The following is a 24,197-nucleotide window of genomic DNA, read 5'->3' on the forward strand; positions in this document are numbered from 1 at the left end:
CATGCGTTTCAATCTTTTCCGACAGCTGGACGGCGCCGAAAGCGGCGGTAACGCGGCGGATTCGCCGCTGCTGGCGCCGCCCCACGCCGCGCACCCGGATCCCACCGGCGCCATCAAGATCAAATGCCGCGACGTTTCGGTCTTCTACGGGGACAAACAGGCGCTCTATGACGTGAACGTGGATATTCCCGACAAGGCCGTGACGGCCTTCATCGGCCCGTCCGGCTGCGGCAAGTCCAGCTTCCTGCGTTGCCTGAACCGGATGAACGACACGATCGCCATCGCGCGCGTGAAGGGCTCCATCCGCATGGATGGCGAGGACATCTACGACAAGGGCCTGGACCCGGTGCTGCTGCGCGCCCGGGTCGGCATGGTGTTCCAGAAGCCGAATCCGTTTCCCAAGTCGATCTTCGAGAACGTGGCCTACGGCCCGCGGATCCACGGGCTGACCGAGAACAAGACCGAGCTGGCCGACCGGGTCGAGCAATCGCTGAAGCGCGCCGGTCTCTGGGCCGAGGTGGCGGACCGCCTCGATGCGGCGGCCACCGGCCTGTCGGGCGGCCAGCAGCAGCGTCTGGTCATCGCCCGCGCCATCGCGGTGCAGCCCGAGGTGATCCTGATGGACGAGCCCTGCTCGGCGCTGGACCCCATCGCCACCGCCAAGGTCGAGGAGCTCATCGACGAACTGCGCGAGCAATTCTGCATCGTCATCGTCACCCACTCCATGGCCCAGGCCGCGCGGGTCAGCCAGCGCACCGCCTTCTTCCACATGGGCGAACTGGTGGAATTCGGGGACACCGAAACCATCTTCCAGAACCCGAGCGACAAGCGCACCCTTGATTACATCACCGGCCGCTTCGGCTGAGGACCATCACCATGGCCATGAATGAACACACCGTCCGCGCCTATGGCGAAGAGCTGAACGCCCTGACCGCCGAGGTCGCCCGCATGGGGGGCCTGGCCGAGGCCCAGATCGTCGACGCCGTGGCCTCCGTGGTGCGCCGCGACGTGGCCCTGGCCCGCCAGGTGATCGAGCGGGACGCGAAACTGGACGCCATGCACATGGAGATCGACAAGAAGTCGATCCGCCTGATCGCCCTGCGCCAGCCCGTGGCCACCGACCTGCGCAAGACCCTGGCGGCCATGAAGCTGGCCATGGATCTGGAGCGCACCGGCGACCTGGCCAAGAACATCGCCAAGCGCGGCCTGAGCCTGGCCGAGACCGAGCCCATGGCGCCCCTGACCCGGTCCATCGAGCGCATGGGCCGGCTGGTCAACCAGCGCCTGAAGCAGGTGCTGGACGCCTACATTTCCGGCGACGTGGAGCGGGCCGTGGCGGTGTGGAGCACCGACGACGAGGTGGACGAGCACTACAACGCGCTGTTCCGCGAACTGCTGACCTACATGATGGGCGACGCGCGCACGATCACCGCCTGCACCCACCTGCTGTTCATGGCCAAGAACCTGGAGCGCATCGGCGACCACGCCACCAATATCGCCGAGACCATCCACTATCAGATCACCGGCGACGAGCTGACGGGCGAGCGCCCGCGCGCAACCGCCGTGCCCAGCCCCAGTGAAATCGGTACGCCGGAGCAGAACGCATGACGCCCCACATTCTGGTTTTCGAGGATGAGGACGCCCTGGCGACCCTGCTCCAGTACAATCTGGAGAAGGAAGGCTACAGGGTCAGCGTCGCCTCGGACGGCGAGGAAGGTCTGATGCAGGCCGAGGAGGAAACGCCGGATCTGGTCCTGCTGGACTGGATGCTGCCCAAGGTGTCGGGCATCGAGGTCTGCCGCCGCCTGCGCGGCCGGGCCGAAACCCGCAACGTGCCGATCATCATGCTGACCGCGCGGGGCGAGGAATCGGACCGGGTGCGCGGTCTGGACACGGGCGCCGACGACTATCTGACCAAGCCGGTCTCCATGGTGGAGCTGAACGCCCGCATCCGCGCCGTGCTGCGCCGCATCCGGCCCGGCCTTGCCGACGACCGGGTTAGCCACGGCGACATCATCATCGACCGGGTGGCCCACCGGGTGAAGCGCGACGGCAAGGAGGTCCATCTGGGCCCCACCGAGTTCCGCCTGCTGGACTATCTGATGCAGCATCCGGGCCGGGTGTTCAGCCGCGAGCAACTGCTGGACGCGGTGTGGGGCTCGGACGTCTATGTGGAGGTCCGCACCGTGGACGTCCACGTGGGTCGCCTGCGCAAGGCCCTGGCGGTTTCGGAAGGTCTCCGCGACCCCGTGCGCACGGTCCGCTCTGCGGGCTATGCGCTGGATCTGGAAGGGTAGGCCGTGACCGATCACGCGACGCCGAACCTGCCGTCCCGTGATTTCGCCGCCACCTCGACTTTCTACGGTGCGTTGGGCTTTCAAGAGGATTGGCGCGACGGCGGCTGGATGATCCTGTCGCGCGGCGACCTGACGCTGGAGTTTTTTCCGTATCCCGAACTGGATCCGCTGCAGAGCGCCTTCGGCTGCTGTCTGCGGCTGGATGACCTCGATGCCTTCTACGCCCTGTGCAAGGCTGCGGGTTTGCCGGAGTCCGCCACAGGCCAGCCCCGCCTGCATCCGCCACGGCTCGAGCCCTGGGGCGGCCGGGTGGGCTTCATGGTCGATCCTGACGGCACATTACTGCGGCTGATCCAGAACTGACGCCCTACATCCGCGCCAGCATCCACACCGCCATCCCGATCATCATCAGGTTCTCGGTCAGGGACACGAAGCCCAGCGGCACGTTGGAGTCCCCGCCCACGCAGGCGCATTTCAGTTCGCGCTTGTCGATATAGACGGCCTTGAACACCGACACCGCCCCGATGCCGCCGATGAGCAGGGCCAAGGGCGCGGCCAGCCAGATCAGGGCGCCGGAGATCATCATCACCCCGGCGAACAGCTCGGCGAAGGGATAGACCTTGCCATAGGGGACCCAGCGCCGGGCCAGCAGGTCATAGTTCAGGAACATGGTGGCGAAGCCCGAAACGTCCCGCAGCTTCATCAGGGCCAGCAGACACATCGCGAAGGCGATGAACCACTCCACGGCGTGAAGGGTCAGCACCGTCCCCATCATCGCCCATGTGGCCGCGAGCGCCATCAGGGCCGCCACGCCGAAGATGGCGATCACCGGCGCATAGGTGGTGGCCTCCGGGTCCTTGATTTTCATGCCGAAATGCCGCCGCAGGTCGTCGTAGCCGCCGATGCGGACACCATCGATGAAAGTCTGGGGGGTGGTTTTCACCCCATGCTCGGCCTTGAAGGCGTCGGTCTGTTCCCGGCTGGTCAACCAGCGGTCGTCCACCGCGTAGCCCCGCGATTTCAGCAGGTGCTTCGACTTCAGCCCCCACGGACAGACATGCTGGTCCATCACCATGCGATGCAGGACGGCGGTTTTCTTCGGGTGATCGGTCATGGGAGCTCCTCTTGCCGGAAACCGGACCCGCCCCATGCAGGTTCAAAATTCTCTGCTAGAATTGGCCTCGTCGAACCTTCCCGGTCTTCCAGTCGCGCGTGAGAAACTCATCGCCTTCCAGCCAGCAGACACTCAGGGGTTGGCCGCCGATGGGCGCCTGATCCACAACGGCCAAGGTTGAAGTGTCCAGCCGCAGCACGTCGCCGCTGAAAGGTCGGGCCACGATGCAGTCCGTTCCTCGAATATCGTAATCGCCGATGAACTCGGCGCCCATCGGCGGGCGAGGAGCTTGAAGAATGTCGGATTTGCGCACCTGCCAGCGCCTTGGCTCGATGATGCATAGGGTGTCGTAGTCGCTCGCGGCGATAGCTCCGTCTGAAAGCCGACGCAGTTTGGGATTTCCACCGCGGTCTCCCAATGAAACACGCTGCACGATGTGGCCCTGAAGCTCATTCACGATCAGCAGTTCAGAAGATCGCTGAACGGAAATCAGTACTTGCCCGGACGCTAGGACCAAGGAGTCTACGAGGCCTTGGTACAGTAAGTCGTAGCTGCTCTCGTTGAACCAGCCCAGAGGAGCTACATGAACGCCTCCCTCTTCCGGCTTGATCACCGTCAGCGCAGGTGGGCCGCGATTGGTGAAAAATGTTCTTGGAACGTCAGCCCACGCGTCCATGTCGCCCGACAGAATCCAGTTGGCGTCGCTGCTCTGGCAGGCAGCAAGCTCGATCAAGGGCTCGCTGAAGGTACGCACGGAAATCCGACGGTCTTGGCCCTCAATCTCGGTCATTCGGAACCGGCCATGACGTCCCCGCTCAAGCGAAAGTCCGTCAGCGTCGGCGACCGATAAGTAGCTCTCCCGGTCCGTTGCGACATCAAAGGCCCAGAGACGGCCTCCATCGACCCACCCGAGGTTGCTGATTACACGCCCGGAAGCGTCGTCAAAAAACATGGAAGACGGCACCGTCTGTTTCAGTTGCGGTCATCTCGGGTCCACCGACTGGGCGATGCGTTCGGCGATGGCGCGGTCCTCGCCGGTGACGCTGTGCAGCCAGACGTGGATCTGGCGGCCGTCGGATTCGCGGACGAACAGGTGTTCCACCGCGCGGTTGGCGCCGCCCTCGGGGACGAGGATGGAGATGCGCCCCCCCGCCTCCGTCTGGCGGCCGTCATAGATGGGAAACAAAGAGCAGCAGCCCACATAGATGCTGACGAACGGCGTGTCGCCGCGTGACACCTGATACATGTCGAAGTCCGGGCCGGACGGGCGCTCCACCAGATCGAACGGCTCGGGCACGCCGACCCGGAAGGCCAGATCCGCCTGGGATCCGAGAATTTCCAGCACGGGCGGCGGGGCGTCCGGGTCCTGAGCGCGCTCCGGTTCAGGCTCGACTTCGGACGCGGGGACGGGCGGGGAGGTCGGCTCCGGCTCCGGTGGGACGGGTTCCGGCGCTGGCGTGGCTTCATCGTCCCCGGCGCGCATCTGCTCCAGCCGCTCGGACAGGGTGTCGAGGATGGGCGGCTCTGACGGCGGCGGGCCGTCGGACTGCGGCGCGGGGGCCGGCGACGCGGCGCCGGGCGACCGGTTCAGGCGTGCGGTGAAATCCTCTGCCGGCGGTGCGTCTGGCGCCGGTTCGGCCTGGGCCGTCGGCCCGGGAGCGGGGAGGGACGTCTGGCCCGGCAGGCGGTTGAGGCGCGCGGTGAAATCGTCGGCCTCCTGCGCCGTCACGGGGGCGGCCAGGGCCGTCAGGGCGGCGGCGATCAGCGTCTTGCGGAGCATCATGGCGCGACTGTCGCGCCTCATCCCATGAACGGCAAGGCCCGAAGCGTGTAGGCGACCGCCGCCACCAGAACGAGCCCGGCGATCGACAGGAGGGCGAACCACATCAGCCGCTTCCACAGAGGGGGCAGCGGATCCTCGGGGCCGGGCGGGGGGACGGGCCTAATGATAGCCGGTCTCCGGGGTCATCTTGCCGCGGAACACCCAGTAAACCCAGGCGGTGTAGCCCAGGATGGTGGGCAGGATGAAAGCCGTGCCCCACAGCATCAGGCCCAGGGCGTTGTCCGGTGCCGCCCCCTGCCGGAAGTCCACCGCATAGGGCACCACATAGGGCGCGAAGCTGATGGCCAGCCCCAGATAGCCCGACAGGAACACCGTCAGCGCCCCCACGAAGGGCCAGTTGTGCGATCCCTTTCGCGAGCCCAGGAAGATCATCGCCAGTCCCGCCACGCCGAGCAGCGGGATGAGGGCGCGCGGCGCAAACACCGCCCAGTCGATCCCTCCCGCAAGGCCGTCAGGCCAGCCCCACCGCTCGCCGATCAGCGGGTGGGCGACGAGGGTGGCCAGGCTGACTGCGGCCAGCAGGCCCGCGGTGGCCACAGCGCTGATTCCGGTCCATTTGCGGGCGTCGCCGTGCAGGTCGTCGGTGGTCTTCAGCATCAGCCAGGTCGCGCCCAGCAGGGCGTAGCCGGCCACCAGTCCGCAAGCCACCAGCAGGGTGTAGGGCGTGAACCAGTCGAACGGTCCGCCCGCGAAGCGATCGTCCACCACCTGAACGCCCTGGATGAACCCGCCCAGGATCAGGCCCTGGGCGAAGGCCGCGAGAATCGAGCCGAAGGCGAACATCTGGGTCCAGAAGCGGCGCCCGCGATTGCGCGCCCGGAAGCGGAACTCGAACGCCACGCCCCGCAGGATGAGCCCCGCCAGCATCATCAGCACAGGCAGATACAGCGCCGGCATCAGGATGGAATAGGCCAGCGGGAAGGCGGCCAGCAGGCCGCCCCCGCCCAGCACCAGCCAGGTCTCGTTGCCGTCCCAGACGGGAGCGACGGTGTTCATCATCACATCCCGGTCCTGCGGCGAGCGCGCGAAGGGGAACAGGATGCCCAGGCCGAGGTCGAACCCGTCCAGCACCACATAGAGCAGCACCGCCACGGCGATCAGTCCGGCCCAGATCAGGGCGAGGTCGAGGGTCATGAGGGATCTCCCGGAACGTCGCCGTCCACATCCTCAGGCGCCTTGGCCAGAGGCGAACCGGGGGCGCGGCGCTCCTCAGCGGCGCGGGCGGTGATCACGGCCTTCGGGCCTTCGGCCATCAGGCGCAGGATGAACAGGGCGCCCGCCGTGAAGACGATGGAATAGACGGTGATGTAGACCAGCAGCGAGGTGAGCACCTCTCCGCTGGTGACGGGGGAGACGGCGTCGGCGGTGCGCAGCACGCCGTAGACCACCCATGGCTGGCGCCCGATTTCGGTGACCATCCAGCCGGCCAGCACGGCGATGAAGCCGGCCGGCCCCATGGCCACGGCGAAGCGCAGGAACCACCGGCTGTCGAACAGCTTCTTGCGCCACAGCAGGAACGCGCCCCACGCGCCCAGGCCGATCATCAGCAGACCCAGCCCCACCATGATGCGGAAAGCCCAGAACACCATGAACACCGGCGGCTGGTCTTCGGGCGCCAGCTGGTCCAGGCCCTGGATCACCTCGTCGCGGGGCAGGTTCTGCACCATGTTGCCGACGCCGGGGATGGAGACCTCGAAGTGATTGGACTGGGTCGAACGGTCGGGAATGGCGAACAGGTGCAGGGGCTGGTCGGCGCGGGTCTCCCAGTAGCCCTCGATGGCCGCCAGTTTCGACGGTTGATAGTGGTGAGCCACCTCGCCGGACCAGTGGCCCGCCAGAAGTTGCAGCGGTGCGGTGACGGCGATCATGCCCACGGACATGGCCAGGGCCACCCGGCTGGCGGTCCAGCCCGTGGGCGCCTCGCCCGTCTTGCGGGTCTTCAGCACCTGGAAGGCCGAGGCCGCCCCGACCACGAGCGCCGTGGTCAGGAAGGCGGCCAGCAGCATGTGAACAAGCCGCGACGGGAAGCTGGGGTTGAACACCACCTCCCAGAAATTGGTCGCCTGGAACACGCCGTTGGCGAGGATTTCGTAACCCTGCGGCGTCTGCATCCAGCTGTTGGCCGACAGGATCCAGAAGGCGGACACGCTGGTGCCGATGGCCACCAGCACCGTGGCCAGGAAGTGCAGTTTCGGCCCCACCTTCTTCCAGCCGAACAGCATGACGCCCAGGAACGAGGCCTCCAGGAAGAAGGCCGTCAGCACCTCATAGGCCAGCAGCGGCCCGATCACCCCGCCCGTCAGGCGGATGAACTCGGACCAGTTGGTGCCGAACTGGTAGCTCAGCACCACCCCGGACACGACGCCCATGCCGAAGCTGAGGGCGAAGATCTTCACCCAGAACAGGTACAGGGTCTGGAACACGTCCCGCTTGGTCCACAGCCACAGCCCTTCCAGCACGGCGAGAAACGCCGCCAGGCCGATGGTGAAGGCGGGGAACAGGATGTGGAACGCCACGGTGAAGGCGAACTGCATCCGTGACAGCAAGAGTGCGTCGAAATCCACGATCAGTTCCTTGAACAGCCCTGGGTGGTGTCGAACCGTGCGCTTGTGGACCCGTGATGTCCAGCGCCGGACCGCCGCGCGTCAGGCTGCCGCAGCGTCAGGCCGCCGGCAGTTCGATCCAGAAGGTGGCCCCTTCGCCCGGCGCGCTGATCACGCCGATCTCGCCGCCCTGCAGCTCGGTCAGACGTTTGGCCAGGGTCAGGCCGATGCCGTGACCCTCAATGGTGGAGCGTTCCAGACCCAGCCGGTTAAAGGGCTCGAACAACTGGGCCTGCTTGTCGGGGGACAGGCCCGGGCCGTTGTCGATGACCTCGACGCGGATATGGCGGCCCACGCGGCGGGTGCGCAGGATGACCACCCCGCCCGAGGCGCCGTACTTGACCGCATTGGTCGCAAGATTGCCCACGATCTGGCTGAGGCGGATGGAGTCCGCAAGGGCCACCAGATCGTCGTTGTCCCGCTCGGTGGTCAGGGTCAGGCCCTGGGCGTCCTTCTGCAGGGCGACGGTGCGGCGCACGTCCTCGACCACGCCGGCGACGTCGACCGGGCGCAGATCCATCTGGACGGCCCCCGACTCCGCCCGCGCAACGTCCAGCAGGTCGTGGGTGAGCGTCTCGATCTGGCGCGCGGTCTTGACCAGCATGGCGGCCATCTCCGCCTGGGTCGGTGTGACCGGACCCAGCTGGCCCGAGGACCACAGATCGCCGATGCCGATGATCCCGCCGATGGGGCTCTTGATCTCGTGGGCCACATTGGCCAGCAGGCGCGACTTGCCTGCGCTGGCCTTTTCCGCGCGCTGCTTGTCGGCGGCGGCGCGGGCGGCGAACAGGTCGCGTTCCTCAAGCATGGCCGCCACCAGCAGCATGGGAAGTCCTGTGGCCGCCGTGAACAGCTGAGCCATCATCACCCGGTCCGCCAGGGTGGCGCCGGCGACGAGGTTCATGGGGCCTGCGCCGTTCAGCGTGGCCCCGATGGAGATGAGCGCCGTAATCAGAACGGCCGCGGTGACGCCCACGATCCTGAGACGAACCGCGATCATCAGGAGCAGGGGCACGACGACGAAGGACATGGGGGCGACGGCCTGGGTGAACAGCACCGTCACCAGGGCCGCCAGCGCCCCCAGCAGCAGCACCGCCTCGGCCACCTGCCGGGGCCGGGCCAGTCGCGCGAAGTGGCGCTTGGTCACCGCCAGACCGAAGGGGCCGATGACGGCGATGCCCAGGGCGTGGCCGAACCACCAGGTCTGGAAAGTGCTCAGAAAATCCTGGCCGGTCATGAGGTGCAGCATGCCCGAGGCGAACAGGGCGGCGGGCAAGGGCGGAATGACGGCGGCCAGAATGAGGAACCGGGCCGAGCCCGGCACGGTGGCGATGTTCAGATCCGGCAGGAAGCGCCGGACCAGCAGGACGGCCAGCACGACCTCGATCATGTTGGCGAGCGTGAACATGAAGGCCAGTTCCGGCGGATTGCCCGCCAGCAGGTTGCCGCCGGCGAAGCCCGTGGCGATCAGGGCCACATAGGCGACTTCGTAGCCCTTGCCCTTGCCGGCGCGCAGCCAGGCCGTCATGGCCACGCCTCCGGCGGCCCACAGCGCGGCGACGAGGCCCGCCGACCGGCTGGTGTACACCGCAAGCACCACGAGGATGGCGATAAGGACAGCCAGGAAAACCGGCGCGTGGGGCTGGCTCATCAGATCATGGCCGCGTCGCCACGAACCGGCGCGCGCTTCCGCTGCGGCGACGGCGGGGTGGTCCAGGTCGGCGAGCGCGCGGCTCAGGATCATGACGAAAGGCTTCTGTAGGCTGGGATGCTGAATGTCCAGTCAACCACGCCTTTGCTAAATATCCCTTGCGATGGCCCGGGTTCAGCCCGTCAGGGCGTTGAACCGCCGCACCGCCTCGGCCGGGCCCTGCGGATGACGCCATACCCCGGCGCTGACGGCCAGGAAGTCCGCGCCCGCGTCGATCAGCGTCTGCGCATTGTCCACGGTGATGCCGCCGATGGCCACGCAGGGAACGGCCATGGTTTCCTGCCAGATGGTCAGGATGTCCGGCTCGGGCCGGGCGGTTGTTTGCTTGGTGTCGGTGGGGAAGAAGGCCCCGAACGCCACATAGTCGGCCCCCGCCTCGGCCGCCTCCATGGCCGCGTGACGGCTGTCCCTGCACGTGGCCCCGATCATGGCGTTCGGCCCCAGAATGCGCCTCGCGGCGTCCACCGCCGGATCCTCGTCGCCCACGTGAACCCCGTCGCAGCCCAGTTCGGCGGCCAGATCCGGCCGGTCGTTCAGGATCACCGCCACGCCGTGGGCATGGGCGACGGGCATGAGCCGCCGCACCGCCGCGCGCACCTGATGGTCGTCTGCGGGCTTCAGCCGGATCTGCAGCGCCGCCACGTCTCCGGCGCCCAGCGCCGCCTCCAGCTCAGCAGCGAAGGTCTCCAGATCGGGCAGGGCCGGCGGGGTGATCAGATACAGGCGGCAAGGGGCTTCTGAGGTCATGGCCGGGGGGTGCGCCGTCTTGCCCCACCGGTCAAGCGCGGGATGCGCATGCGAACGATTTGCATAGGGCGAAAGTCCTGCTATGGAGAGTCGTTCTCAACGTATCGGGTCGGGCGACCACCGTGTACATCTGCAACTGCAACGGCATTCGCGAACGGGATGTGGCCCGCGCCATCGAGGCGGGCGCCAAACGGCCGCGCGACGTGTTCGCCCACAACGGCTGTCAGGCCCAGTGCGCCAAGTGCGTGTGCGAGATGCGCGAGATGATCCAGGAATCCCGCCAGGCCTTCGCCCTCGCCGCCGAATAACTGCGCGGCGAGATTTACTCGCAATTACAATAAGCTGATAAGTATTCGCAGGTGAACAATCGCCTGCGAAGCGTGTTATGCCATGCACCAAGGGCGCGGCCGTCGTGTGAGCCGGTCCCGGAACGAAAAGGCTTGAGACCATGAAGGGCGATCCCGCGATCATCCGGACGCTGAACGGCGTCCTCACCAACGAACTGACCGCGGTGAACCAGTATTTCCTGCATGCGCGCATGTTCGAAAGCTGGGGTCTCAGCCATCTGGGCAAGGTCATCTACGACGAGTCCATCGGCGAGATGAAACACGCCGACAAGCTGATCAAACGCATCCTGTTCCTGGACGGCCTGCCCAACCTGCAGGACCTGCACAAGCTCAAGATCGGCGAGACCGCGTCCGAATGCATGGGCGCCGACCTGCAACTGGAGCTGGACGGCCGCCGCGACCAGATCGAGGCCATCAAGCAGTGCGAGGCCGCCGCCGACTTCATCAGCCGCCAGATCCTGACCGAGATTCTGTCTGACACCGAGGAGCACATCGACTTCCTCGAGAACCAGCTGAACCTGATCAAGCTGCTGGGCGAGCAGAACTGGCTGCAGAGCGCCATGAAGGACATCGAGCCCGACGGCGCGGCCACCGGCAACTGATCCCTGCCTGCGCGACCGCCGCCGGAACCCCATCCCGCCTGATCTGTTCCGCTCCCTGAAAGACAGCAACCCCAGGGAGTCTCCAATGCCGGAACCGAAGCGCGGCGCCAACGATGAATTCCTCAACAGCGAGGGACGCAGCATCGGACATGTGGCCGGCGGGCTGGCCCTGGTCGGCGGCTTCGCGGCGCTGGCCACGCTTCTGGCGATGCGCGGTCCCGGGCTCCATCGGCATCAGGCGACCGATCCCGCCAAGCGGGCCGTGCGTACGGCCCGCGCGCCGATGGGAGCGATCCTGTCCACCCTGTTCTCGGCCACCGGGGTCTCGGTCCTGAGGGTGTGGAACGCGCCTCGCAGCCACGACCGCAATCGTGCGCTCGGCAGCTGGGGGCTGGCCCAGACGGTGAACCTCGCCCTGCTCGCCCTTCGCCCCCGCAGTCCCGCCGCCCAGATCGGCGCCGCGGCCCTGACGGCGGCGACCACGGCGGCCTATGTGCACCAGGCGGGCAAGTTGCGGCCCCGGCCTCGCGCCCTTGGCCCCGCCGACGGGCTGGGCGTGGGCAAGATGGTCACACGCCGCATCAAGGACAGCGACGCCCTCACCCTGCACTAGGGGAGCCGCGCCTGACTGCTGTTTCTCCGCCGTCCGCCCGCAAGCGCAGGCCCCGGTCAGCCACGAACACCACCACCTCGATGGTGCGCGCCCAGTCGCGCAAGGTCGCCTGATAGGGCTCGCGCCGCCACGCCTGGGGCGCCGCCCCGTCCGCCTCCACGACCAGGCGCTGGCCGCCGTCCTCCGAATGCATCACGAAACCGGCGCGGTCGGGCCGCCACTCGTCGCCCAGATTCGGCGCCAGCAGCCAGGTGCAGTTGAAGGCGCCGCACGCGGAGGGCCGGTCGGCATAGATGGAACAGCCGCGCCCCTTGCGGAAATGACCGCACCATTTGCGCGGCGGCTTGGCGATGGCCTCCACGCCCATGATCTTGCAGCACAGGCCGCAGTCGCCGCAGGCGCGGGGCGGAGCAGGGGCGGCGGAGGGCGCGGTCATGGCGCGACGCTACAGGGCTGCGAGGCCCGCGTCAGGAGGCTTGCCAGACTCACGATTGCGATGCATTCTCAATATCGCATTCACGGAGTCCGGCCCATGATCGTGCTCGCCACCGGCGCCCAAAGCCTCGCCCGCCTGATGCAGGCGGATCGCCCGCGCCCGACGCCCCGGCCCGAAACACCGCCCAAGCCGCCGCGCACTGCGGGCCGGGCCTAACCCAGCCAGCCGCGCCGGGCGCCCCAGGCCAGGGCCAGTTCGGGCCACACGGCGGCGGGGCGCCCTGTGATCTGGCGGATGCCGAAGCCGTGGCCGCCTTCCTCGAACAGATGGGTCTCCACGGGCACGTCGGCCGCCCGCAGGGCCGTGGTCAGCATCATGGCGTTCTCTGGCGGCACCGCGCCGTCGTCCATGGCGTGGACGATGAAAGTGGGCGGGGTGTCGCGGCGAGGCATGGTCTCCAGCGACCAGTCGCGGATCTGGTCCTGCCTCGGGTTTTCACCCAGCAGGTGGCTGCGGGATCCGGCGTGCGCATGCGGGTCGGTCAGGGTCACCACCGGATACAGCAGGATGGACAGGTCGGGCCGCGCCGACACCGCATCCGCCGCGTCCACGCCCTCATAGACCGCATCCCCGTGGCGGGCCGCCAGCGTGCCGGCAAGATGGCCGCCGGCCGAGGCTCCCAGCGCCCCGATGCGGTCCGGGTCGATCCCGTACGACGCCGCATTGGCGCGGATCAGGCGCATGGCGCGCTGGGCGTCCTGCAGAGGCGCGTTCGGCCCCGCCGCCCAGTTGTCGCCGGGCAGCCGGTACCGCAGCACGAAACAGGTCACCCCCGCCGCCGCGAACACCCTCGCGCAGTCGTAGCCTTCCTTGTCCACCACCGCCCAGCGATAGCCGCCGCCGGGGATCAGCAGCAGGGCCGCGCCGTTGGGCCGCTCGGGCCGGAACACGGTCAGGATCGGGTCGGTGGTGTAGACGGCGAAGCGGTCGTGCCAGGCGGGGTCTTCGGACCGCTCGTTCACCTCGGCGACGACAGTGACGTTCTCGCCCCCCGGCGCGCCGCCCGGCCACAGCCGCACCGTCTCGGTCGGGTCGGCGGGCGCCAGGCGGGGAAGAACGGCGGCGGCGCGCACCGCCTCGCTCCAGGGCGCCTGGGCCAGAACCGGCGAGGCGGTCAGCCCCATCCCGGCGGCGGTCAGCAGGCTGCGACGATGAAGGGTCATGCCGCCAGCATATCTGCTATGATACCGGTGGCCAGACCCGGATGTCAGGCCACCTCGACCGCCATGGCCACGGCCTCGCCGCCGCCGATGCACAGGGAGGCCATGCCCTTGCCGCCGCCGCGCGCCTGCAGCGCCGACAGCAGGGTGGACAAGACCCGGGCCCCCGACGCCCCGATGGGGTGGCCCAGGGCGCAGGCGCCGCCGTTCACGTTCAGCCGGGCGTGGTCGATGTCCAGCTCACGCATGGCGATCATGGCCACGACGGCGAAGGCCTCGTTGACCTCCCACAGGTCCACGTCCGAGGCGTTCCAGCCGGCCCGCTCCAGCGCCTTGTTCATGGCCGGGACCGGGGCGGTGGTGAACAGGCCCGGCTCGTGGGCGTGGGCGGCGTGGGCCGCGACCCGGGCCACGATGGGCAGGTTGAGCGCCTTCGCTACGCTCTCGCGGGTCATCACCAGCGCCGCCGCGCCGTCCGAGATGGAGCTGGCGTTGGCGGCGGTGATGGTGCCGTCCTTCGCAAAGGCGGGCTTGAGGGTCGGGATCTTGTCGGGCCGCGCCTTGCCGGGCTGTTCGTCCACCGCGACGGTCTCGGGCCCCTTGCGGCTGGTGACCTCCACCGGGGTGATCTCGGCCTCGAAGGCGCCCGAGGCGATGGCGGCGTTGGCCCGGCTCAGACTCTCGATGGCGTAGGCGTCCTGGTCCTCGCGGGTGAACTGGTACTGCCGCGCCGCATCCTCGGCGAAGGACCCCATCAGCCGGCCGGGCTCGTAGGCGTCCTCCAGCCCGTCCAGATACATGGTGTCGGAGATGACATCGTGGCCGATGCGCGCCCCGCCCCGGTGCTTGGCCATGACGTAGGGGGCGCCGGTCATGGACTCCATGCCGCCAGCCACGATGATGTCGGCGCTGCCGGCCTTCAGGGCGTCGTGGGCCATCATGGCCGCCTGCAGGCCCGAGCCGCACATCTTGTTGACCGTGGTGGCCTCCACATGGCGGCCCAGCCCGGCGCCGATGGCGGCCTGACGCGCCGGCGCCTGGCCCAGACCGGCGGGCAGGACGCAGCCCATCACGATCTGCTCGATCCGCGCGGCCTCGACCCCTGCGCGCTCAACCGCCGCCTTGACCGCTGTCGCGCCCAGCTCTGTGGCCTTCACGCCCGTGAAGACGCCCTGGAAGCCGCCCATGGGGGTGCGAGCGAACGAACAGATGACGACGGGATCGGACATGGCGGGTTCCTGGGCGGTTGTGGTGTGTTGCGGCTCATATATCTCTGCGCACGGCGGACGGCGACTCCTTCTCCCTCCCCGTCCCGGGGAGGGCGCTGAGCCGCAGGCGAAGCGGGTGGGGGCGGCGAAGGCGAAACGAGCGCGGACATTTCGCCGAGCCCTCCCCACCCGGCCGCTGCGCGGCCTCCCTCCCCGGGACGGGGAGGGAGAGGGTCACAGCAGCTTGCGCCGCTGCCGAGACAGGGCCAGCGGCGTGCCGTCGGCGCCCCAGCATGAAGCCTCGTCCACGGTCCAGCCCAGACCCAGATCCAGCATGCGGAACTCGAAGAAGGCCCAGCCGTCCGGCGCCGTCCCGGGCGTCGGCGTGGCGAGGATGTCGTAGCGCAGGTCCACCGTGGTCATCATCGGCGGCGCCTTCGTCGCGGTCCACGCGGGCGGATACAACGCGTCCAGCAGGTAGCACAGGCGCAGCTCGTCCAGCGGCGCGCCGTCATTGGTGCGCATCCATACCCGCTCCACCACCGCACGGCCCTCGTTGCCGCCGAGAATGTTCGGGCCGCCGTCGAAGCGGAACTCCACGTGCTGGCTGAAGCGGGGCCGCATGGGCCCCTTCAGCGTCGCAGCCGGATCGAGGCTGTCCAGCGGCGGCGGGGGCGCGTGCATGGGCGTCAGGGCGACGGCGTCTTCGGCGTCCCGACCCCAGGTGGCCGTGGCGTGATGGGTCAGGCGCTCGCCCTGTCCGGCCTCCAGCGCCGAATAGGCCACGGTGCGTCCGCCGCGCAGCAGGCGGGGCCGGAACGTCAGGGCCTGACCGAACTTCGCCGCCGCCAGATACTGGACGCTGAGGCTACGCAGCGGCCCGGTGATGCCCAGTCCCTGCCGCATGGCCCCGGCGCAAAGGGCGGCCAGCAAACCGCCGAACGGGAATCCCGCCTCTGGCGGCGCCCCGACGGGGCCGTTGGAGAACTCGCCTGACAGTTCGGCGGTCAGCGCCTCGCCTTCGGGCGTCAGGGTCAGGGCGCGAAGGAGAGCGTGATCAGGGGAATCGGTCATGGGCAGCGACATATCAGAAAGACGGGCGGAGACCGGCGGAAGGGCCTCCGCCCGCAAGTCGAGGGACGCAGGAACGCCGGGGCGAAGTCATTCGCCGCGATGTCCGTTGCCAAACGAGACTGACTCAATGGGTGTTGAATCGCAACCCACTTGTCAAAAGCCTGCCGCAACGTCACCTTGTGACCATGGGACGCACAGCCGACTACTCCCGCCAGAGCTGCTCCATCGCCGCCACCCTCGAGGTGATCGGCGATCCGTGGACGCTGCTGGTGATCCGCGACGCCTTTCAGGGCGTCACCCGCTTCGAGCAGTGGCAGGAGCGTCTGGGCGTGGCCCGCAATGTGCTGGCCGCGCGCCTCAAGACCCTTGTGGCCCACGGGGTGCTCGAGCCGCACCTGTATTCCGAGCGCCCGCCCCGCAACGAGTACATCCTGACCGCGCGCGGCAAGGACCTGTATTCGGTTCTGGTGACCCTGCACGCCTGGGGCGCCAGGCACCTGTATGGCGACAGCGATTCCGGCGTGGACATGGTGCACAAGACCTGCGGCCATTCGCTGGAGCCGCGCATCGCCTGCGGCTGCTGCGGCGAGGTGGTGCGCCCGCGCGACCTGGCGCTGGTGCTCAGCGCGGACCGCCCCACCGTCGGCGACGTGCTGGCCCCCAAGGATGCGGCCTAGAACGTCCCTGCTACTGCTGGCTGCCGGAACGCCACAGGTTCCGGGTCAGGGGCTCCACCAGATAGGACAGCGCAGTTCTGCGCCTTAACAGGATCACCACCTCCACGGGCATGCCCGGCCGGATGCCACGGGCGGCCGAACCGAGGGCTTCAAGCTCTTGCGGCGGCACCACCACCTCGACCCGGAAATAACTATGGCCGTTCTGCTCATTGGTGAAGCTGTCAGCCGAGACGCTGGTGACCTCGCCGCGCACGATGGGCGGAATTTCCTCGCGCAGGCCCGGGAAACGAACCTCGGTCTGCAGCCCCACGCGCACATTGTCGATGTCGGCGGGGTCGACCTGGGCCACCAGCACCTGTGAGGCGTCGTCCGGCACGATCTCCATGAGAACCTGGCCCGGCTGAACCACTCCGCCGGGGGTGAAGACGCTCAGTCCCACCACCTGTCCGCCGGCCGGGCTTCGCACCTGGGTTCGGGCGATCTGGGCCTGCAACTCGGAGAGGCGGGGTTGAAGCTCGTTCAGCTGCACCTCCACCTGACGCAACTGATCGGCCACGTCCTCATCCAGACGGGTGTTCACGCCGAGCATCTGCAGGCGTGTTTCGCCAATCTGCTCGCGGGCCGCGGCGATCTGGGCGATCAGGGCGCCTTCCTCGCCCTCAAGCGAGGCTGCGGTGCGCTCCAGCGCCCGGACACGGTTTACGGGGGCATAGCCCTGCGCCGCCAGAGAGCGCATCCCCGTCAATTCCTCCTGGATCAGGCGCTGCTGCTCGCGGTTGGATTCCAGTTGCCGCTGATACCCGCCCATGCGGTCCTCAAGCTGGCTGATGCGCTGACGCAGCACCCCGCTTTCGGTCGAGCGCCCCGCCCCCCGCGCCGCGAACTGCCGGCGCTGCAAGGTCAGGGCTTCCTCAGCCAGTGTCCGGTCCTCGCCAGAGAGGGCCGCATAAGCCTCGGGCGTCGGCACCGCCGACAGGCGATCGCGTTCGGCGATCATGCGCGCCCTCTGGGCCAGCAGGGCGTACACCTGTCCCGCCACGCCGCGCTCCACCGCGCGCAGATTACCGGCGCTGATCTCCACCAGAACCTGACCCCGTTCCACACGGTCCGCCTCGGCCACGTGCAGAACGCTGACCACCCCGCCGTCCGGGTGCTGGACGGCCTGGCGGTTGCCGGAAACCATCACCTGGCCCGAGGCATAGGCGCCGGCGTCCAGGGGCGCGAACGCGGCCCACCCCAGAAACAGCCCGAAGAACAGCACGATGATCGCCCCGCCCAGCCACAGCTCGAAACGGGGGGAGGGGCTCAGCTCCGGCGTCTTTTCCGGTAAGGGCGAACTGGTCGATGTCATCGGGCCGTGGCTTCCTGCGTCGTCCCCCGAGGTCCGGCCCTGAGTTGCGCCAGCACCTCTTCGCGAGGCCCCTGAATCTGCACGGCGCCGTCCCGAAGCACCAGCAGGCGATCGACCCGAGACAGCACGCCCGCTCTGTGGGCGACGATGACCACCGCCGCGCCACGCTTCGCTGCGGCGAGCAGGGCGGTCATCAGGGCGGCTTCCCCGTCCTGATCCAGATTCGAGTTGGGCTCGTCCAGCACCAGAAGCACGGGGTCGCCATAGAGCGCCCGGGCCAGGGCCACCCGCTGGGCCTGACCGGCGGACAGCCCTGCGCCAAACGCGCCCAGTTCGGTGTCATAGCCGCGCGGCAGCCGCAGGATCATGTCGTGGGCCCCGGCGGCCCGGGCGGCCGTGACCGCAGCGGCGTCGATCTCGTGGGACGGCGCGCCGGCGGCCGCGGCGAAGCGGGAAATGTTGTCTCGCACGGTTCCGGCGAACAGGCTGGGCGTCTGCGGCAGATAGCCGATGTGACGGGCCAGGGCGTCGCTGTCCCAGGCGGCGTATTCCGCACCGTCCAGACGCACGGCGCCGGCTGACGGCGCAAGGGCGCCGGCCATGATCCGCGCCAGGGTGGTCTTGCCCGATCCGCTGGGACCGATGACCCCCAGGGTCTGGCCGGGCTCCAGCGTCGCCGTCACGCCCTTCAGTTGCGGCGGCGCCGTCTCGTCCAGACGCACGACGGCGCCCTCGACGCTCAACCGTCCAAGCGGGGCGGGCAGGGCGGTCCGCGCGCGATCCGCCCCCGCCGTGCGCTCAAACAGATCGATCAGCCGTCGCCAGCCGGTGTGGGCCTTCACCAGGCCGGGCCAGGCGCCGACCAGTTGTTCGATAGGCGCGACGGCCCGGCTGAGAAGAACGGACGAGGCGATGATGGCGCCGGGGGTCATCTGGCCCCGGATCACCAGAAAGCCGGCCAGGCCCAGGGCCGCGGACTGCAGCGTCAGACGCACGAACTTGATGGCGCCCGAGTAGCGCCCCCCCGTCAGATTGGCGTCGGCCTGCTGCTGGACGGCGCGGCGACGCTCGTCGGTCTGGCGGGCGATGCTGTTGGCGCGCATGCCCAGCGCCCGCACGACCTCGGCCTGGGCGGCGATGCCTTCCTGGGCCGCATAGGCGCTGTTGGAGGCGTCCAGCGCCTGACCGATCCTGGGCCGGGTGTCCCGTTCGTTCAGCCACGCCAGAATGAACAGCACCGCGCCGCCGAACAGGGTCAGGAGGCCGATGGACCAGTGGAGCATGAAACAGCACAGCAGGAAGATGGGCGTCCACGGCGCGTCCAGAACCGCGAGGGTTCCCTGACCGCTCAAAGCGGTGCGCACATGGTCGAACTCCCGCAGGACGTGCACGTTCGGCGCCTGTCCGCGAAGATCCACCGTCCGCGCCAGAATGCGGCTGGTCAGAGCCTGATCAAGCTTCAGCCCCGCCCTCAGCAGGATGCGGATTCTCAGCCAGTCCAGCGCCGCCAGCGCGGCCAGGGCGAACAGGGCCACGACGCTGATCAGCACCAGGGTGGCCAGCCCGCCGGTCGGCACCACCCGATCGTAGACCTGCAGCATGTAAAGGGTCGGCGTCAGATACAGCAGGTTCACCAGGGCGCTGAACACCGCGGCCCCGATCAGGTGGGTCCGGCAGGCGAGCACGGCCTGTTTCAGCGGCTCGGCGCCGGGCGATGCGGGAAGCAGGTTGAACACGTCGGCTAGCCGCTCCCGGGCCTTCATTACGGGATCGCCGGGCCTGTCCCCGCAGGACCAGGACAGCCTGCGCGCCCACGACCGCCGACCCTATGGCAATCGTTGGAAGGCGACAATCCAGGGATGCGGTCGCGAGAGCGGATTTGACCGCTTTGGCCAGATTTCCCGACTCCGGCGTTTTCAGACGAACACCAGAAAAGATTGACAATCCAAGGTTGTGTCGGGCGTCCGGCGCGTTCTGGTCGGCGCGCGGTTGCGTCCGGCTGGCGGTCTTGCGGCCGTTCCCGGCCGGATACAGGCGAAACTGAAGCGGATTTCGCCGGATTTTTGAGCCGTCACGCCAATCGTTCGCGATGATCCTGGCCTTACGGTCCTGCTGTCGCGGCTGCCGAAGATCAGCCGTTCCGGCCCGCAGAGACCCGGCGGGGCGATCCAGCAGAGAGGACCAGCGATGGCATTTCCGACCGCCGTAAACGACCAGATCACCGACTCCGTCACCCAGGCCAATGTGAAGGTCCTTGGCGACGCGCCCGCGATCGCCATGGGGAACCTGTATCAGGCCACCGCCCAGGCGCTTTCCAACGCCGCGCACAACGCCACCAACGCCCAGCAGCAAAGCTATGTGACGGCCCAGGCGGCCACCACCATGGGTGTCGCCACCCTGTATGCGCTGGATACCGCCTCGGCCGGCATCGCGACGATGGATGTCCTGAAGTCCAGGGTCAAAGGCCTGGGCTGACGCGGCCCTGAACGATCCGCCGCGCCGTCAGCTCACGGCGCTGTTCCCTAGCCAGTCATCATCGAGGACCGCGACATGGCATTCCCGACCGCCGTCAACAATCAGATCACCGACTCCGTCACCCAGGCCAATGTGAAGGTTCTGGGAGACGCCCCGGCCATCGCCATGGGCAATTTCTACCAGGCCACCGCCCAGGCCCTGGCCAACGCGGCGCACAACGCCACCAACGCCCAGCAGCAGAGCTTTGTCACCGGCCAGGCCGCCACCACCATGGGGGTGGCGACGCTCTACGCCCTCGACACGGCGGCCACCGGCGTCTCAACCGCGGACATCCTGAGCAGTTGATGTCCCAAGGGCGAAATCGCCCGTTCTAACGCCCAGGAGCAGCCGCCATGGCCTACCCGACGTCCGTCAACGACCAGATCACCGACTCCGTGACCCAGCCGAATGTGCAGGTGCTGGGGACCGCGCCGGCGATCGCCATGGGCAATCTGTATCAGGCCACCGCCCAGGCGCTGGCGAACGCGGCGCACAACGCCACGAACGCCCAGCAGCAGATGTTCGTGATGTCCCAGGCGGCCACCAACATGGGCGTGGCGCTGCTCTACTCGCTGGATACGGCTTCGTCCGGTCTGGCCACGAAGAAAATCCTGGGCGGCTGATATCGCCCGGGCCCTGCCGCCCCGTACCTGACCAACCTTTAGACCAGGAGCAAGACAATGGCCTTTCCAACCGCCCTGAACAGCCAGATCACCGACTCCATCACCCAGGCCAACACCAAGGTGCTGGGGGACGCGCCGGCCATGGCCATGGGCAATCTGTTCATCACCACCAGCCAGGCGCTGGGCAACGCCGCCCACAACGCCACCAACAACCAGCAACAGTCCTATGTGACCATGCAGGCGGCCACGTCCCAGGGCGTCTGCACCCTGTTGTCCGTGGACACCGGTTCCGCCGGCGTCGCGACCTCGGACATCTTCCGATCCTACTGACGCGCTCGCCGGCGCGACGCGCGTCGGCGGCCTTCAGACGCAGGAGCAGATGAGTGGCGGACACAGGCGTCGCCAGCGTCATCGGATCCGTCGGCTCAGGCTCGGCGCTCTCGGTGGGTCTCGCCCCGTCGACCGCCATGGCGATGACCTATGTGGCCATGGCCGACAGCATCGGCCTGGCCATGGAGAATGCGGCCGCAAACCAGCAGCGCGGCCAAGTCATCGCCAACGCCGCCCTCGTGCAGGTGCTGGCTATGATCATAACCAAGGGAGCTTGAGACCCATGACCGACAGCACGCCCGACGGCACAGTCAACAGCCGGATCGTGGACTCCGTCTCCAGCGTCGTGACGTTGACGACCGGCCAGGCGCCGTCCCAGGCCTTCGGCATGCTCGACGCCGTGATGGTGGAAAGCCTCGGGATGGCCATGCACAACGCGGTCATGCGTCAGCAGGGCGCCAGCATGGTGGGCACGGCGGCGGTGACGGCCGCCTGCGCCAGGATGCTGCAGCGGCCGACCGGGCCTCTCCCTCTGGATCCGCTTGATCCACCGCCCCATATAGACCCCTTGCCCGGCCCCCGGCGCCCCCCGCCATCGGTTGATGAAGCGTTCCACGAGGGCGAGACGGCGATCAACGAACTGCGCAGGCAGGCGGCTACCTCCTCGGCCAGTGCGGCCCAGGCCCGCGAGGATCTGGCCAAACTGGCCACCGATGCGACCGCGCCCCTGCCGCCGCCGCCGGATCCCTTCGCCGCCGAACTGGAGGCGGGCGAAGACGCGATCAAGGCGCTGAAGGCGGGTGTAGCCGCCGGCGGTCCCACGGCGGCCCAGGCGCAGGCGGACCTGGCCAGGATCGCCGCCGACGCCGCGACGACCCCGCCGGCGCCGCCGGGACCCTCTCCTTCTCCGGCTCCGGTCAAACGCGCCGCAAGCGGCCGGGCGGCCCGCAAGGCGCCCCGGTCATGACCATCCGTTCCCGTCCGCCCCATTCGTAAGGAGTCGCCATGCCCACGGACCCCGCCCACGTGAATCCGCAGATCGTCGACGTCATCAATCAGGTGCAACTGGCGACGATGGGACCCCAGGTCGTGCTGACCAGCGGCGCCGGAAAAGCCTATCAGTCCGTCGCCCAGTCCAGCGCCATCGCGGTGCAGGATGCGGCCGACGCGCTGCGCAACGTCTCGACCATCGCCACTACCGCCGCGGGGGTGGCCATGGCCCAGTACCTCGCCACGGGCCTGCCCAAATACAAGGACGTGATCCAGGAAGCCCAGACCATGGTCACCGGCGCCACGGAGGACTTCAAGGCCATCGGCGAGGCGGCCTCCTCGGTCCTCAAGAACTTCCCGTCAGGTTGAGGGCGCCGTCATGAGCATCAGCGTCGCCAATCGTCCCGTGCAGGATGAGGGAGGCCTGTCAGAGCGCTGCCGACTGGCGCTCCGCTTCATTGACGGCGGCCTCGAGTGGTTCAACCGGGTTTCGCTCGATCCCGCCGCCGCCTACGCCTTTCCTGACGAAAGCGAGATGCTGGCCGAGATCCAGATGGGTCTGCATGCCCACCGGTTCACGCTGCTGCGCGAGCTCAGGGTCATGGTCGGGCCGGCCAAGCTGATGACCCTGAGCGAGGCTGAACTGCGTATTCTAGCGAGGGCCGAACTGAAGGAGAAGGACGCCAAATCCTCCTTCCATACGCGCCAGTTGCTGCAGGCCCAGGGCATCCTGTCCCAGTCTGATTTCGACAAGGGCGCGGCCTATCTGACCGAACTTGGGGTCGCCTCTGATCCCATGTTTCAGTTCATGGGCTATGAGGATCGCAAGGCGATCTATGACGTCTTCAACGACTTCGTGCGCCAGGACGACGAGGATCTGGCGATCGAGAAAGAGGCGGCGACCTTCGGCATCGAACAGGGGCGCACCCCGCGCGAGTTCGCCGACTATTTCCGCGTCTATGTGGGTCTGACGAACAGGGGCGGTCTGGCCAAGGCGTCCGACCGTCGGCGCCAGGCGGAGGCCGCGGTTCACGCCCTCGCGCCGAATTTGTTCGACCAGCTGAACTGCCCGGAAGTGGACGGGCTGGTGCCGCCCGGGGCGGTGGCTGACGCGATTGAAAGCTGGCTGGCCTGGGGCAATTCCGTCGGTTTCGCCCGCCTGTCCTCGGGGGTGCGCGAGGTGGTGCTCAACACCCCCTACGCCGGGCAGACCGGTCACGCGGCGCGCGGGTTCGTCAATCAGTATGTGGCCAGCGCCCAGCGCCTGCTTTCGGCCCAGCGGGTGCACAGGGGGCTCATGGCCCAGGACGGCGCCACCTGCACCTTCCACATCGAGCATCACGGCCATGAGGCCGAGGTCCAACTTGATCCGCAGGGGATCATCAGTCTCAGCGCGTTCACGCCCCGGCCAGAGCCGTCGCCGCGCGCCAGGGGACGAAGCGCCAGCAAGCAGGAGGAGGACGCATCATGAGTTTTCGCAAACCCCGCAGGTCGCGCCGTCGGCACGCCGACGCCCACGCTGGTCAGCGCATGGAGGATCGCGCGATGCGCGACGCGGTCCGGGCGGAGGAGCATGCTTCACGGGTGGTCCATGACGCCGAGGCGTCCATAGCCGACGCCGACCGCAGCGCTTCGTCCGGCGGACGGCCGCACCCTCACAATCAGGGCAAGGCCGCAGCCGCCATGGAGGCGGCCGAACGCATGGTCCAGCAGGCGGAGCGCGCGGTGGAGCATGCCGTGGCCGAGAGCGCCCGGCGCCAGGAGCACGCCGTGCGCCGGGCCGAAGAGGTCATGGAGCGCGTGGTGAACGAGGCCCAGCGGCAGGCCACCCGCGCGGTCAAGGTCGCCGAATACGCAGTCTCGCGGAACCAGTGATCGTGCAGCGCCGACCGGCGTG

At 68.3% G+C, this 24,197-nt stretch carries 30 protein-coding genes; 17 read left to right on the plus strand and 13 right to left on the minus strand.

Features of this window, described 5'->3' with window-relative positions:
* Nucleotide 1: 1 nt before the first annotated feature.
* The 4 genes from pstB to ACK4FB_RS08330 are packed head-to-tail and all read left to right on the plus strand — an operon-like array spanning nucleotide 2 to nucleotide 2,660.
* A complete protein-coding gene (gene pstB / locus ACK4FB_RS08315) occupies nucleotides 2-865 on the plus strand; it encodes a phosphate ABC transporter ATP-binding protein PstB (RefSeq protein WP_409750435.1) in 864 nt (287 codons plus the stop codon).
* Between the two features lie 17 nt (nucleotides 866-882).
* A complete protein-coding gene (gene phoU, locus ACK4FB_RS08320) occupies nucleotides 883-1,608 on the plus strand; it encodes a phosphate signaling complex protein PhoU (RefSeq protein ID WP_409750594.1) in 726 nt (241 codons plus the stop codon).
* Nucleotides 1,605-2,297, plus strand: coding sequence for a phosphate regulon transcriptional regulator PhoB (gene phoB / locus ACK4FB_RS08325; RefSeq protein ID WP_409750438.1), 693 nt, complete (start codon nucleotides 1,605-1,607; stop codon nucleotides 2,295-2,297). Before phoU ends, phoB begins: the two co-directional genes overlap by 4 nt.
* A gap of 3 nt (nucleotides 2,298-2,300) precedes the next feature.
* Nucleotides 2,301-2,660 carry a bleomycin resistance protein gene (locus ACK4FB_RS08330; RefSeq protein ID WP_409750441.1) on the plus strand — a complete coding sequence of 120 codons (360 nt, stop codon included), beginning with the start codon at nucleotides 2,301-2,303 and terminating at the stop codon, nucleotides 2,658-2,660.
* A gap of 4 nt (nucleotides 2,661-2,664) precedes the next feature.
* Here ACK4FB_RS08330 and ACK4FB_RS08335 read toward each other — a convergent pair whose 3' ends face one another.
* From ACK4FB_RS08335 to thiE, 7 genes are all read right to left on the minus strand, one after another.
* A complete protein-coding gene (locus ACK4FB_RS08335) occupies nucleotides 2,665-3,411 on the minus strand; it encodes a MauE/DoxX family redox-associated membrane protein (protein ID WP_409750444.1) in 747 nt (248 codons plus the stop codon).
* Nucleotides 3,412-3,466: 55 nt separating this feature from the next.
* Nucleotides 3,467-4,363, minus strand: coding sequence for a hypothetical protein (locus tag ACK4FB_RS08340; protein WP_409750447.1), 897 nt, complete (start codon nucleotides 4,361-4,363; stop codon nucleotides 3,467-3,469).
* A 30-nt stretch (nucleotides 4,364-4,393) separates the two neighbouring features.
* On the minus strand, nucleotides 4,394-5,194 hold the full coding sequence (locus ACK4FB_RS08345) for a hypothetical protein (protein WP_409750450.1): 801 nt from the start codon (nucleotides 5,192-5,194) through the stop codon (nucleotides 4,394-4,396).
* Between the two features lie 159 nt (nucleotides 5,195-5,353).
* Nucleotides 5,354-6,388: a cytochrome d ubiquinol oxidase subunit II gene (cydB, locus tag ACK4FB_RS08350; protein WP_409750453.1), complete on the minus strand. Its 1,035-nt coding sequence runs from the start codon at nucleotides 6,386-6,388 to the stop codon at nucleotides 5,354-5,356.
* On the minus strand, nucleotides 6,385-7,818 hold the full coding sequence (locus ACK4FB_RS08355; protein WP_409750456.1) for a cytochrome ubiquinol oxidase subunit I: 1,434 nt from the start codon (nucleotides 7,816-7,818) through the stop codon (nucleotides 6,385-6,387). The genes cydB and ACK4FB_RS08355 overlap by 4 nt, the downstream gene beginning before the upstream one ends.
* A 97-nt stretch (nucleotides 7,819-7,915) precedes the next feature.
* Complete coding sequence (locus ACK4FB_RS08360; RefSeq protein ID WP_409750459.1) at nucleotides 7,916-9,601, minus strand: ATP-binding protein; 1,686 nt, start codon at nucleotides 9,599-9,601, stop codon at nucleotides 7,916-7,918.
* 81 nt (nucleotides 9,602-9,682) lie between these two features.
* Complete coding sequence (gene thiE / locus ACK4FB_RS08365; protein ID WP_409750462.1) at nucleotides 9,683-10,315, minus strand: thiamine phosphate synthase; 633 nt, start codon at nucleotides 10,313-10,315, stop codon at nucleotides 9,683-9,685.
* 122 nt (nucleotides 10,316-10,437) lie between these two features.
* On the opposite strand from thiE, the gene ACK4FB_RS08370 reads away from it, so the two are divergent.
* The 3 genes from ACK4FB_RS08370 (at nucleotide 10,438) to ACK4FB_RS08380 (ending at nucleotide 11,877) form a co-directional block, all read left to right on the plus strand.
* Nucleotides 10,438-10,623 (plus strand): bacterioferritin-associated ferredoxin, encoded by a 186-nt coding sequence (locus ACK4FB_RS08370; protein ID WP_409750465.1) that lies wholly within the window; start codon nucleotides 10,438-10,440, stop codon nucleotides 10,621-10,623.
* Nucleotides 10,624-10,763: 140 nt separating this feature from the next.
* Entirely contained in the window at nucleotides 10,764-11,264 is a 501-nt protein-coding gene (gene bfr / locus ACK4FB_RS08375; RefSeq protein ID WP_409750468.1) for a bacterioferritin, read from the plus strand.
* Between the two features lie 85 nt (nucleotides 11,265-11,349).
* Nucleotides 11,350-11,877, plus strand: a complete 528-nt coding sequence (locus ACK4FB_RS08380) for a TspO protein (RefSeq protein WP_409750471.1) — start codon at nucleotides 11,350-11,352, stop codon at nucleotides 11,875-11,877.
* Here ACK4FB_RS08380 and ACK4FB_RS08385 read toward each other — a convergent pair.
* The 4 genes from ACK4FB_RS08385 to ACK4FB_RS08400 all read right to left on the minus strand — a co-directional run bounded on the left by ACK4FB_RS08385 (nucleotide 11,864) and on the right by ACK4FB_RS08400 (nucleotide 15,815).
* Nucleotides 11,864-12,313: a YkgJ family cysteine cluster protein gene (locus tag ACK4FB_RS08385; protein WP_409750474.1), complete on the minus strand. Its 450-nt coding sequence runs from the start codon at nucleotides 12,311-12,313 to the stop codon at nucleotides 11,864-11,866. The genes ACK4FB_RS08380 and ACK4FB_RS08385 overlap by 14 nt on opposite strands.
* 212 nt (nucleotides 12,314-12,525) lie before the next feature.
* Complete coding sequence (locus ACK4FB_RS08390) at nucleotides 12,526-13,536, minus strand: alpha/beta hydrolase (protein WP_409750477.1); 1,011 nt, start codon at nucleotides 13,534-13,536, stop codon at nucleotides 12,526-12,528.
* 44 nt (nucleotides 13,537-13,580) lie between these two features.
* Entirely contained in the window at nucleotides 13,581-14,762 is a 1,182-nt protein-coding gene (locus tag ACK4FB_RS08395) for an acetyl-CoA C-acyltransferase (RefSeq protein ID WP_409750480.1), read from the minus strand.
* A 213-nt stretch (nucleotides 14,763-14,975) separates the two neighbouring features.
* Nucleotides 14,976-15,815 (minus strand): acyl-CoA thioesterase, encoded by an 840-nt coding sequence (locus tag ACK4FB_RS08400; RefSeq protein WP_409750483.1) that lies wholly within the window; start codon nucleotides 15,813-15,815, stop codon nucleotides 14,976-14,978.
* 185 nt (nucleotides 15,816-16,000) lie between these two features.
* Here ACK4FB_RS08400 and ACK4FB_RS08405 point away from each other — a divergent pair, with 185 nt between their 5' ends.
* Nucleotides 16,001-16,492 (plus strand): winged helix-turn-helix transcriptional regulator, encoded by a 492-nt coding sequence (locus ACK4FB_RS08405; protein WP_409750486.1) that lies wholly within the window; start codon nucleotides 16,001-16,003, stop codon nucleotides 16,490-16,492.
* A 10-nt stretch (nucleotides 16,493-16,502) separates the two neighbouring features.
* Here ACK4FB_RS08405 and ACK4FB_RS08410 read toward each other — a convergent pair whose 3' ends face one another.
* Together ACK4FB_RS08410 and ACK4FB_RS08415 are read right to left on the minus strand one after the other, a co-directional pair.
* A complete protein-coding gene (locus ACK4FB_RS08410) occupies nucleotides 16,503-17,843 on the minus strand; it encodes an HlyD family type I secretion periplasmic adaptor subunit (protein ID WP_409750489.1) in 1,341 nt (446 codons plus the stop codon).
* Entirely contained in the window at nucleotides 17,840-19,579 is a 1,740-nt protein-coding gene (locus ACK4FB_RS08415; RefSeq protein WP_409750492.1) for a type I secretion system permease/ATPase, read from the minus strand. The genes ACK4FB_RS08410 and ACK4FB_RS08415 overlap by 4 nt, the downstream gene beginning before the upstream one ends.
* A 451-nt stretch (nucleotides 19,580-20,030) precedes the next feature.
* Here ACK4FB_RS08415 and ACK4FB_RS08420 point away from each other — a divergent pair, with 451 nt between their 5' ends.
* The 9 genes from ACK4FB_RS08420 to ACK4FB_RS08460 all read left to right on the plus strand — a co-directional run bounded on the left by ACK4FB_RS08420 (nucleotide 20,031) and on the right by ACK4FB_RS08460 (nucleotide 24,175).
* Nucleotides 20,031-20,318: a RebB family R body protein gene (locus tag ACK4FB_RS08420; RefSeq protein WP_409750494.1), complete on the plus strand. Its 288-nt coding sequence runs from the start codon at nucleotides 20,031-20,033 to the stop codon at nucleotides 20,316-20,318.
* A gap of 75 nt (nucleotides 20,319-20,393) precedes the next feature.
* The gene (locus ACK4FB_RS08425) at nucleotides 20,394-20,663 is read left to right on the plus strand and encodes a RebB family R body protein (RefSeq protein ID WP_409750497.1); all 270 of its coding nucleotides are present in this window, start codon (nucleotides 20,394-20,396) and stop codon (nucleotides 20,661-20,663) included.
* 47 nt (nucleotides 20,664-20,710) lie between these two features.
* The gene (locus ACK4FB_RS08430) at nucleotides 20,711-20,980 is read left to right on the plus strand and encodes a RebB family R body protein (RefSeq protein ID WP_409750500.1); all 270 of its coding nucleotides are present in this window, start codon (nucleotides 20,711-20,713) and stop codon (nucleotides 20,978-20,980) included.
* A 57-nt stretch (nucleotides 20,981-21,037) separates the two neighbouring features.
* Nucleotides 21,038-21,310, plus strand: a complete 273-nt coding sequence (locus tag ACK4FB_RS08435) for a RebB family R body protein (RefSeq protein WP_409750503.1) — start codon at nucleotides 21,038-21,040, stop codon at nucleotides 21,308-21,310.
* Between the two features lie 53 nt (nucleotides 21,311-21,363).
* Nucleotides 21,364-21,588 (plus strand): RebB family R body protein, encoded by a 225-nt coding sequence (locus ACK4FB_RS08440; protein WP_409750506.1) that lies wholly within the window; start codon nucleotides 21,364-21,366, stop codon nucleotides 21,586-21,588.
* 5 nt (nucleotides 21,589-21,593) lie between these two features.
* Nucleotides 21,594-22,277, plus strand: coding sequence for a RebB family R body protein (locus ACK4FB_RS08445; protein ID WP_409750509.1), 684 nt, complete (start codon nucleotides 21,594-21,596; stop codon nucleotides 22,275-22,277).
* Nucleotides 22,278-22,315: 38 nt separating this feature from the next.
* On the plus strand, nucleotides 22,316-22,669 hold the full coding sequence (locus tag ACK4FB_RS08450; RefSeq protein ID WP_409750512.1) for a hypothetical protein: 354 nt from the start codon (nucleotides 22,316-22,318) through the stop codon (nucleotides 22,667-22,669).
* A 10-nt stretch (nucleotides 22,670-22,679) separates the two neighbouring features.
* Entirely contained in the window at nucleotides 22,680-23,771 is a 1,092-nt protein-coding gene (locus ACK4FB_RS08455) for a hypothetical protein (RefSeq protein WP_409750515.1), read from the plus strand.
* Nucleotides 23,768-24,175: a hypothetical protein gene (locus ACK4FB_RS08460; protein ID WP_409750518.1), complete on the plus strand. Its 408-nt coding sequence runs from the start codon at nucleotides 23,768-23,770 to the stop codon at nucleotides 24,173-24,175. The genes ACK4FB_RS08455 and ACK4FB_RS08460 overlap by 4 nt, the downstream gene beginning before the upstream one ends.
* Nucleotides 24,176-24,197 lie beyond the last annotated feature (22 nt).

The sequence above is a fragment of the Brevundimonas sp. genome (assembly GCF_046299535.1).
Lineage (GTDB): Bacteria > Pseudomonadota > Alphaproteobacteria > Caulobacterales > Caulobacteraceae > Brevundimonas.